7 protein-coding genes are annotated in these 10,416 nt (G+C 41.3%); 4 read left to right on the top strand and 3 right to left on the bottom strand.

Translation table 11 applies throughout. The annotated features are described in order from the left end of the window. The first annotated feature begins 558 nt into the window (after positions 1-558). Positions 559-2,679, top strand: coding sequence for an ATP-binding protein (locus JWH17_RS22175; RefSeq protein ID WP_205224889.1), 2,121 nt, complete (start codon positions 559-561; stop codon positions 2,677-2,679). A gap of 236 nt (positions 2,680-2,915) precedes the next feature. Here the strand turns inward: JWH17_RS22175 and JWH17_RS22170 are convergent, their stop codons facing one another. Together JWH17_RS22170 and JWH17_RS22165 are read right to left on the bottom strand one after the other, a co-directional pair. Then, positions 2,916-3,425 (bottom strand): tyrosine-type recombinase/integrase, encoded by a 510-nt coding sequence (locus JWH17_RS22170; protein ID WP_205224888.1) that lies wholly within the window; start codon positions 3,423-3,425, stop codon positions 2,916-2,918. Between the two features lie 915 nt (positions 3,426-4,340). Beyond that, positions 4,341-5,237, bottom strand: coding sequence for an alpha/beta hydrolase (locus JWH17_RS22165; RefSeq protein ID WP_205224887.1), 897 nt, complete (start codon positions 5,235-5,237; stop codon positions 4,341-4,343). Between the two features lie 454 nt (positions 5,238-5,691). Here JWH17_RS22165 and JWH17_RS22160 point away from each other — a divergent pair, with 454 nt between their 5' ends. Then, on the top strand, positions 5,692-5,865 hold the full coding sequence (locus JWH17_RS22160) for a hypothetical protein (RefSeq protein WP_205224886.1): 174 nt from the start codon (positions 5,692-5,694) through the stop codon (positions 5,863-5,865). Between the two features lie 1,444 nt (positions 5,866-7,309). After that, a complete protein-coding gene (locus JWH17_RS22155; RefSeq protein ID WP_205224885.1) occupies positions 7,310-7,570 on the top strand; it encodes a hypothetical protein in 261 nt (86 codons plus the stop codon). Between the two features lie 201 nt (positions 7,571-7,771). On the opposite strand, the gene JWH17_RS22150 is transcribed toward JWH17_RS22155, so the two are convergent. Next, positions 7,772-9,103, bottom strand: a complete 1,332-nt coding sequence (locus JWH17_RS22150; RefSeq protein ID WP_205224884.1) for a response regulator — start codon at positions 9,101-9,103, stop codon at positions 7,772-7,774. A 373-nt stretch (positions 9,104-9,476) separates the two neighbouring features. Between JWH17_RS22150 and JWH17_RS22145 the strand changes: the two genes are divergently transcribed. Then, positions 9,477-10,220 carry a PilZ domain-containing protein gene (locus JWH17_RS22145; protein ID WP_205224883.1) on the top strand — a complete coding sequence of 248 codons (744 nt, stop codon included), beginning with the start codon at positions 9,477-9,479 and terminating at the stop codon, positions 10,218-10,220. Positions 10,221-10,416 lie beyond the last annotated feature (196 nt).

The following is a 10,416-nucleotide window of genomic DNA, read 5'->3' as shown; positions in this document are numbered from 1 at the left end:
TCAGGGCGATTGAGTTGTTCGCTGCAACCCCAAAAACACGAAAATTTAAATGTTGAATTGACCCTGATTTCCATATTTATCGCATAATTAAAGACGCTGGGGAATAAACCATTTATTCGAGATTCCCGATAGCAAATCATACGTTTATTTTGCCTGTTCAAAAAGTGAAACAGGAGAAAGAATCATTGCAACCATAGACGCCAATATTAACGATATTCGCAAGACGTCAATGAATAAATACAGGCATTGGCTTGACGAGGAAGCCCGTGAACGACACATCAAATTCGAATCTCTATTTTATAGGAAAAATCCTTAAATTGAGCAGGATTTCTCTAGGGCTTTCCTGTTAAAATGTCGAAATAGTGTGTAAAAAAGATGTTCAAGACAGCCTGGTTTAAAAATGCGAGATTGCGCAATTTCATAGTAGGTAGCCTGTTCATAGGCCTGCTTATACCTGTCAGTATTTCCAGCTGCCTAACTATTTATTGGGAAAACAAAAAACTAAGTAATAACCTTGAGGAATTCCATTCCCGCAGTGTGGAGATTTTGGCAGCCAACATGCGTGAACCCATCTGGGACGCCAGAGAGGATTTTGCTATGGAGATTGCTGATGCGTTTATGCAAGATCAACGTATTCTTGGGATTACAGTGACTGACCTGGAAACCGGTACACTTTTTTTAGAGGAAATTAGAGAAAATGGGCAAATAGGAAACCTGTTAACAAAAAAGGCTGTTGTTTTGCACGAAAAGCAGGTTGCAATCGGTGAAGTAACCCTGATCGTCACAGATTTTTATATGAAGGAACAACTGCGCGAGTACAGTCAGCAGCTTATCTTCATTTTCGGAACTCAACTGATTCTCGGACTTCTTTTGTTATTGCCCCTGATTTATGAAAAGATACTTCGTCCCCTTTCTCAGCTCAGAGTCCAAGCTGAGAAACTATCCAACAATGAATTAGACACTGCTTTTTGTTGGGAGCAAGGGGACGAATTCGGCTTGGTAGGTAAAACATTTGAACGTGCAAGAACTGTAATCAGCAGCATGATTCATGAGCTTCAATCCGCCAGGATCAAGGCTGAGTCAGCTGGCGAGGAAAAAAGTCTTTTCCTGGCCAACATAAGTCATGAGCTTCGCACTCCTTTAAATGCAATAATTGGTTTAAGCCACCTCACCCTTCAAACATCACTTGCCCGGCAGCAACGTGACTACGTCAATAATATCGACGTATCAGCAAAAAAACTCCTTCGTTTGCTGGGAAATACGCTTGATTTTTCAAAAATAGAAGCGGGAAAACTTGAGTTGGAAGACATATCTTTTTCCCCGCAGGATATTCTGAATAAGTTGAATTCTCTACTTCATCCTCAATGTGAGGCAAAAGAGATTAATTTTTCGCTTGATGTCGCTAAGAAGATTCCGGTTCGTTTGCTCGGCGATGCTCTTCGCCTTGAGCAAATATTGATTAATTTAGGCTCTAATGCCGTAAAATTTACCCATAATGGCAAAATATCCGTTGTTGCTGATATTGAGAAGGAGACAGAACACGATGTAATTCTCAGGTTTAGCTTTATCGACACGGGGGTAGGATTGAGCCAAGATCAGGTTGACGATTTGTTCCAGCCGTTTCATCAGGCCGATGCATCAACGACTCGTAACTATGGTGGCACAGGACTAGGGTTGGCAATTTGTAAACGACTGGTTGAAATGATGGGAGGGGAGATAATTGTTACCAGCGCATTAGGAAAGGGCAGCACGTTCAGCTTCACCGTTCGACTTGATAAGGCAAAGAACGATCATGTAGTAGTACCAAATTTTTCAATGAATCAGGCTAAATCGTTATTGGCAGGGTATCGTATCCTGTTGGTAGAAGATAATGAAATTAATCAGCACGTTGCCTACGAATTACTCCAGAAGGTCGGAATAGAGGTAGTCTCTGTTCGCACGGGTATAGAAGCCATTAATGCAACAACGGAAGATTCTTTCGACGCCATTTTCATGGACCTGCAAATGCCGGAAATGGACGGTTTCAGGGCAACGGCTGAGATCAGGAAGTACTATTCCTCTTCTGAGCTTCCAATCATGGCCATGACGGCTGATGTGCAGAAAGAAACTCGAGAAAAATGTCTAGCTACAGGCATGAACGATTATATTTCCAAGCCGATTGAGCCTTCGTTTCTGTATGAGAAGTTAATACACCAACTGAGGCCGGATGTCGAACCGGAATTGGTTACAAAAACTACTGACCTCGGAAAACAGGTCTTTGATATTGAAAAAATTCCCAGGTTACACGGGGTGAACCCAAAACTAAGCTTGATTAATATGGATCATAATGCGGAATTGTACCGGAAAATATTGCGGCGAGTATTCAAAGATTATCATGATAGAGGAAAAGATATACACCAAAATTTGCTAATGGGGGATTATAAGACTGCTGGTCAATTAACGCATACCATTAAAGGTGTGTTTGGGACATTGGGTGCAGAGCAGCTTTATGGTGTAGCAGGTGACCTGGAACAGGCGATTATAACTGCAGATATAGAGCGCATTGCTCATCTTATAACCATATTCACCTATAATTTTGAAAAATTTATGTATTCACTTGAAAATTTTATCCTTCAAGAACAAGATTCCTTTACGGATAAAGAAGCACTTAAAAACCTAGCGACTGCTCCACAATTTTAAAGCTAAGCCACGAGTCATTTCGATTATCGATTGACCTACTCTGTACATATTTTAACCGCGCGAAGCGCTTGCTTAGATTTAATTTTTTCCTGTCCATGACCGATGCTGACAAGTTGGTCTTCACTCCATATCTTTCCCCAAATGTTACTCCATTTCCATGATCATTGGAGGGGCCACCATCATGCTACCAGCACAAAAACAAGTGGTGAGGCACTATGCGAGGTAATATTACCGTATCACCGAGAATCAGCGTGCCTCAGGATAACCTTACTAACAATGTCGATAGGATTAGCTGACCTGGAAGCATAGGTGGCAGAGTGACGGCGAAGGTCATGGGGAAGTAGTTTAATGCCGACCATCTCACCGGCCTTCCCGACTACTTTCCTTGCACCTGTATAGGTGATTGGAAAAATAAATTGATTAGAAGAAATGGATGTGTCTCGAATGAAATTCTGCAGGCGACTGCTCAGCTTTTCTGGTATGAAGATAATCTCTCGCTCCCGACCACTTTTGGGTGTGTGAAGCAGAAGTTTTTGTCCATCAATATCTTGCGGTTTGAGCCCAGGCGCCTCGCTTATTTTCATGCCGCCTCGGGCCATCAGTTCAAGGCGTAACCTATTTCGGATATTCAGTGTCCTGAAAATTTCCTCATCTATGTTGTCTTTATCAAATATCGTCCAATGATATTTTTTGGGCTTTGGGAAATGGTTTTTAGCAGCAGGAGACAGGCATGGATTTCTCATCATAGGAAGCAAAGTGGTACCAAGTAAACGGGTTTCGTAAGGTGTGGGAATATCTTGCCGGAAAAAGAAGCGGTTTGAGATTGAAGATTTTTGGCCGGGATTTTCAGCTTTTTAAATAAAGCTTTTTGGTGAGCAGGCAGCGTTAATATAGCCAACTCAGACGTCTTGCTTTTCTTCTAATTTCAAAACTATACATACTTCCTGTAAATTAACAGGCGAGAGCCGGTTCCCCCCACCCATTGTAAACTGCCTATCCATAAAGCGTTTCAACCCACCGAATTGCTTTAGTGTCATTGACCTTCCCGAAGAAATACCGCTGAGTTGTTGAAAGGTAGGCATGGCGCAGGATGACCTTGCTGACAATTTCTATTGGAGTACCAAGCCTTGAGGCATAGGTGGCTGAATGGCGGCGGAGGTCGTGTGGCCGAAGCTCTATCCCGAATTTCTCATGAGTTTTTTTATTTTCGACTTAAGTTTTTGATATTTATAGAAAATACGGTAGCGCTAAAAAAAACAGACTGTTTTTTCGTCGATAATCAAAAAACTCACCCTCCGGGTCAGCAGATTTTTCCGCAGACTCTTTGTTGCAGGCCATTTGCGGTAGCTTACTATCGGAGTCTACGCTTACCTGCTGCGTGTCCTGCGCCTCGATCTGCGAAAAACTTCACTGATGAGAAATCCGGGCTATATTGACCAACTTTCCACCCTTCTTCACCATTGACCGGGCAGCAACGTATGATATCGGAAATATACGTTCATCGGTGCCGAAATTATTGGCTTTTACATACTTGTTTAACTTTACCAGGATTTATCGTGGAACATAAACTGTCTCTTTCGCTCATCCACTTTTTGGGGTCTGGATGTTCAGGGAGCTGTCCTGGATATCGCGAGGTGTGAGGTGTCTTTTATCACAAGATATTAATAGGCCTCTTTTTTTTTTTCTCTGGCTCCATTGAAAGACGTTATCATCCCGCCGGATGGATATTCGTTTCCCAGGTTTTTTTCAAAGACAGGACTAAACTTGTGTTGAGCCTTAATCCATTCAACGATATCACTCATCACGTTTTCAGCCTGAAGGTCTCTTAAAAGCATATGATATCCATTTTCATAAACGATCAATTGTGGCCGTACTTGATCCTCCCTCAAAGGTAATCGTTTGTACAATTTAAAAACCGGCTCACGGGGTATTATTTCATCTTTTTCACCATACAAAATTAATGTATTCACCCTTAGAAGCTCTGCGTTCCTGTAGGCTTCATCCATCAAATTCGATAAACCGTAGAGAGTATCAACTCTTGTAGCTTTAATAACCAGGGGGTCTTTGCTTAATTCCTTGAGCATTTCAATATTATCTGAAGCGGTAATCTCAAGAAATTCTCCTGTCACTTTTTTCCAGGGCAGCGTATGCGCTGCAATCCATAAAAGCCACCTTTGATAAAAAGGCATCTCGGAACGGGCCCACACGGCAGGAGCGACAAGTATGACGCCTTGTATTTCAGCAGGATTTTCTTTTGCCAAAGCCGCAATGGCTACAGCGCCACCCATGCTGTCTCCCAGGATATAAACAGGAAGAGAAGGATATGTTTGGGAAACATGCGTAATAAAAACCGATAAATCTTTTACCATCGCTTTGGTTCCAGCCCACCGTCCCTTTGCTTTGGTCGCTCCAAACCCTCTCTGATCATATGAATAGACTGCCAGGTGATGATCATTGAAAAACGCGGCAGCATTTTTGAAAGAATTGGAATAGTCGTTGAAACCATGCACCGCAATAATTACACCAGCTGTTGCGTGGTCAGGGAGCCAGACTTTCATTGGCAGTTCAACTCCATCATATGAGGTGAATATGTCCTCTGAAAGGCCAGGGAGATTTGGTTCTACCTGCGGAAATACTGCAAAATCGGGAGAGCATGCTGTCAGAAGTAAGAGCATGCAAATGTTTAAAAAAGGATAGGCTCTTTTATATCGAAGAGATGGGAGGATCTGCATTGCAAGCTGAAAGGAAGATAGCGTACGGTAAAGTATGTTTGCATATATAAAGAACATAGTGTGGATATTATGTAGGATCTTTTTCGATCGTTATGTGTATCCACATTATCACATGTGTAGAAAGAATGCCGAAAATCTATACCAGACCAGCTTGATAAACGATAACATCGATGGCAAACTTTACTAACAGTTGACATCAGGTTATGAAACTCAAGGATATAGAGGTATACGTTATGAGAGGAGCCGGCAAGATCAGTGATTAGATTACCTGAAGAGGGGGATGACCATGACGATGTTAATGAATCCACACTCCGGTTCAGTGGCAACCGAAGAAGAATGGCGTGAAAAGTTTGCAAACTCATCTCCCGAAGAGTGGGGTGGAGAAAACTTTGAAGATGCAGACTTAACTCCTGTCATCTTTAATAGTGTTGGGGTTTGGGTGGAAGTGGATTGAAATGGAAACACACAGAATAGCTCCAATTAGAATGAAGTTATGGATCTTGCAGATGCCGAAAAGATGATACGGGAAACCCAGCAGTATGCGAAAACAATCCTAAACTCACTCTCAGCGCACATCGCCATTATTGACTCCCCTGGAAAAGAAAACAGCACTTTTGATCAGAGAGGGGAAAACAAGTAAGGAAATTGCTGAGTTCCTTACTTTATAAGAACCGACCGTTAACTTTCATCGGCAAAACCTCTGAACAAAAATTAGCCTCACCGGCACTTCATCTAACCTCCGCACCTGTCTCCTTATACTGGCAAAATGATAGGTTTTGTCTATTATTCTACCAGCAATCTTCTCGTATTGTCTCTCCCTAACCCCTGAGTTATGTTTCTGGGCAATGAACGACATGTTCGTAATTTATTAATTTATGAATGATGGATCGTGACCATTCAGCGAATATCTAAAAAAATGTTAATCTGTACCGAACTGCAACTGTTTAGCAGATAAGCTCCAACTTCGAAACATCGGTATGCTGACGGGTAAATCGTGCTGAGTTGGAGCGCTGCTGTAGAGTTACGATGGATCAATAATGAATCAGGAACGGGCAGGCTGTATATGACCAGCGTGATGTTACTTGCCACACATTAGTAAACCTTTTTGGTGACGCTATCAAAATTTTACAACCGCAGGAGCTAGACCATGTATTGCACATTATCAGGACTCAACAAACAGGATATTGAGTAGGTTCAGACATTGGAAAATGAATTGGACCAAAGATTGCCGGCATTTTCATGTCATTATATCCAGCTGGCATTGCTCAGTTCTAAAAAACCAAAAAAACAATGATCTAGAGAAAAAACTGGGTGTTTCACTGTTGGCTTTACACAATGCCGAGTAATGATTCCCCTTTCCGATCTGTTGATAACATCACGGTGGCAATGACTGATTATCCAACAATTGAAGCCCAGGATAGTTATCAGACGTGTCTTGTTACATCAGAGAAACCGAATTTTTTCATGATTGAAGCAAAAATGGGTCCCTAACGTTTGGCAACCCATTGTGGATGGTTACCCTCAAATCGAACAGACTTCATCCTACCGCGAATGGGATCAGGCAAAATATGCAAAAACAAGGTTGAAAGCACTCTTGCTTGGTCCGTATAAAAATCAAGTTAAAAAGAGGCTCATACGGATCCGAAAAATATTTAAGGTACTTTGACAGGGGGGCGCTCGGGGAAGAACATCTTCACCCTATGTCACATGAGCCAGTCCACAATAAGCCCGCAATCTTCAGGAGGTAATCATTTCATCTGAAATGCTTTTGTCATTGCTTAAGGTAATTTTTTTTTTAAAAAATCAGTGCGTTTTCAAGATCAACGACTGCAGGCAGAATGTATTGGATATGCGAAGGGGGATAGCATATGTAATTTGAAAGAAACGGGAGGTACAACATGAACGAATGGCAGAAAACAAAGCGGGAAGAAATAATTAGAGGTATCTGCGACCATTTCAGTTCGCAGATCCTCAAGGATCCCCAAAAGGCACTCTCCACAATTGAGCAGGAAATCGACAGCCAGGAAATTTATCTGGGTAACGATTGGCTTGGTCGCGGAGTGGTTGGGGATACAGTCATCCACGCAACCATTGAAGGGCTGGAAATTGTTCGAAGTGACTGCCTGGTTAGACTGGAAGATGCTGACACCATAGGATAAACTCAGCTAGGGAGCAGGAATATAACCAAAATAAGGTCAAACACAGTAATCTCTATAAAGATAGAAGGCTGACAGTCTATATACGTAATAGATCCTGTTTTTTCTTTGAAATTAGCCTGTTACCTACCTCTATTTTTTGTCATCAAAAAGGTCGCTGTCAAGTTTATTTGGGTACAGGTTAGTTCGAAATAAAAAGGTTATTTAGGCGGAATAAACCTCTACTCGATTCCGACCATTATTTTTTGCGGCATAAAGAGCTTTGTCAGCCTTTGAAAATAGATCATCAACATTTTTTATTTCATGATCATTTAAGGAGGAAAGACCGGAACTGATAGTCACCTGAAGCTCTGTGTTGCCGTCGTTATAAATATAACCCTCAGCAGCGGTACGAATCTGTTCAGCAAGAAGGAGGCAGCCTTTCAAGTCCGTATCAAGCATAAGTATTGCGAATTCCTCTCCACCAAACCTAGCGATTATGTCGGATCCTCGACTGTTGTTCGTCATAATTTTTGCAAATTTTTGTAATACTAGGTCGCCAAAAGCATGACCGAAATCATCATTGACTTTTTTGAAATAATCTAAGTCGATTAGCATGCAACAAAGGTTGCCTTGACCATATTGGCTTTGGGTGAAAATAGTAGAAAGTTCTCGCTGTAGGTATCCTCTGTTGTAGAGTCCTGTTAGTGAATCATGATCAGCCTGAAACTCAAGACGACTATTCAATTTTTCAAGTTCTTTTGTATACTTTCTGTTTCTTAAGTGTGTAACGATTCTTGCACGAAATTCTTCTTCGAAAAAGGGTTTGGGCAGGTAGTCATTAGCACCAACTTTAAAAAAGTTGAGAGTCGTTTCTTTGTCATTGATTGAACTTATGAAGAATATCGGTACATTTTCCAAAACTTCTATGCTTCGTAACGTACGACATAATTCTTCACCGCTTAAACCCGGCATGATATAATCAGTAATGATAATATCAATATCAAATTTTTTTTCTTTTATAATCTCTAATGCTTTCTTTCCATCTGAAGCTTCATGAACCTTGAGGCCGTGTCGTTTAAGAATATTTCTTACAATTCTGCTTACAAATGGGGAGTCTTCAACAATTAATGCTGTCATTCCGGAGAATTGTTCTTGAACGTTGAGAATATTGTTCACCGTTTGAAGCATCTTTCCTGGTACAAACGGTTTACCAATAAAATCTAGAACTTCTAGTTCGTATGCTTTTTCACGATTTTTAAGATCATCATTTGCTGAAACGAATACTATGGGGGTTTGCGAAAGTAGCCTCTTTCGTGAATTTTCAGAATCCGCTTTTTCTCGGATTTTAGAGCATAATTCAAACCCATTCATTCTTGGCATGTCAATGTCGATTGTAATCAGGTCGGGATATGGGTCTGCCCACTCAAGCATAGCAAGAGCTTCCATTCCGTTTTTTGCTGGTACAACCTCAAAATCTGCTTTGGAGAATTCTCTTTGTAAAATTTTTCTGATTGTAGAAGAATCATCTACAACCATAATAGCCTTGCTTGCCATATACATTCCATATAAGTGAATGGTCTGAGCTTATTATCAATAAGCAATATATCTATTTACCGGAAGCTTACTTGGTATGATACCATCCTGGGGGGAAGGTTACCCTCAAACCAATATCTCGACGGGAAAAGTTAATCAATTGTAACATGTAAGAATTAACTTCCTTCCAGTGAATAACTTTCTGTCTATTTTGTAGCACAGCGGAGCGAGCTTAGTCCAACAGTATTTAACCGTTTGAGACAGCTGGGTTAGTCTTATTTCTGAATCTCCAGACGGGAGGTCTTACTGGTTCTACCCACAATTTTTTTCCGAACTGCCATATTACCAATTTTGTTACCTTGTTACCCCTTAACAACGGTGATAAACTAAAAAGATGCAAACTAAAAGCCGCATCGACACCTCTTCAAAATCAAAAATAATGAGCAAGATCAGAGCGAGAGCAGATATTGACAAGAATAGGCTTCACCTTAATTTTAATGGTATAGTCACTAAAAAGAAAATGGAGGAATTGTACACAGACCTTAGATTCTGTGTCCCAGATTTGTCACCTGGATTTGACCTTGTTTCAGACTACTCTGAGTGCAAGTTGCTCCAGCTACACAGCATACCTACCCTGAAAAAAATAATAGGGTACCTCATCGAAAACGGTCTCAGCGAAACAGTACGTATTATTAAGAAAGACCATATTTCATATAATCAGATTCTAAACCTTAATGTTCGGGTTCAGGGGTATATACCAATCTACGCCTCAAGTCAGGATGAGGCCGATAATAAACTTAGTACTGTCATCAAGCGTAAAGGTGTCCGTATCCACCTACATGAGGTACCAGTTGACTATGAAGCTAGCTCAGTCCATGCAGGTAGTGGTAAGGCCATCGACATCTCTATCAGCGGATGTGCTATAAAGGTTCCGACTGAAGCAAATGAGTTAAACGTTAACGATGAAGTTGACCTGCAGCTAGCATTCGGTCAAAGAGCAGGAAAATCCGAAACAATTAGTGTCAAATCCCGTGTGGTCAGGGTTGAAAAAAACCTGTTTGCTGTAGAGTTCGCTGAGCTTGAGGAAGCAGCAAGGGCAGAGCTATGGAGGCATATTCTGTCAGAAGCCAGGAGTTGATGTGCGGCAATCAAGATTGCCACGCCGAAGGTAATCAAATCTTCCACCTACCCAAACGAAAGGTGTTTCCTGTTTATACGTAACAAAGTGAAAACCGCATAAAGTGTTATAATGCGGTCATTAACATCCTGTTTTTTCAACAAAGAAAAAGGAGGACTCGATGACCGAAACAACAGGTATACGCCAAGACGTACTA

Source organism: Desulfogranum marinum, from assembly GCF_016918565.1.
GTDB lineage: Bacteria > Desulfobacterota > Desulfobulbia > Desulfobulbales > Desulfobulbaceae > Desulfogranum > Desulfogranum marinum.
Note: the sequence above shows the minus strand (reverse complement) of the source record. Positions and strands in the feature narration are given on the sequence as shown.

Bases quoted from the DNA above. Each gene is read 5' to 3' on its own strand.
- JWH17_RS22175 (WP_205224889.1), top strand. From the start codon at position 559: ATGCGTGAACCCATCTGGGACGCCAGAGAGGATTTTGCTATGGAGATT.
- JWH17_RS22170 (WP_205224888.1), bottom strand. From the start codon at position 3,425: ATGATGAGAAATCCATGCCTGTCTCCTGCTGCTAAAAACCATTTCCCA.
- JWH17_RS22165 (WP_205224887.1), bottom strand. From the start codon at position 5,237: ATGAAAGTCTGGCTCCCTGACCACGCAACAGCTGGTGTAATTATTGCG.
- JWH17_RS22160 (WP_205224886.1), top strand. From the start codon at position 5,692: ATGACCATGACGATGTTAATGAATCCACACTCCGGTTCAGTGGCAACC.
- JWH17_RS22155 (WP_205224885.1), top strand. From the start codon at position 7,310: ATGAACGAATGGCAGAAAACAAAGCGGGAAGAAATAATTAGAGGTATC.
- JWH17_RS22150 (WP_205224884.1), bottom strand. From the start codon at position 9,103: ATGGCAAGCAAGGCTATTATGGTTGTAGATGATTCTTCTACAATCAGA.
- JWH17_RS22145 (WP_205224883.1), top strand. From the start codon at position 9,477: ATGCAAACTAAAAGCCGCATCGACACCTCTTCAAAATCAAAAATAATG.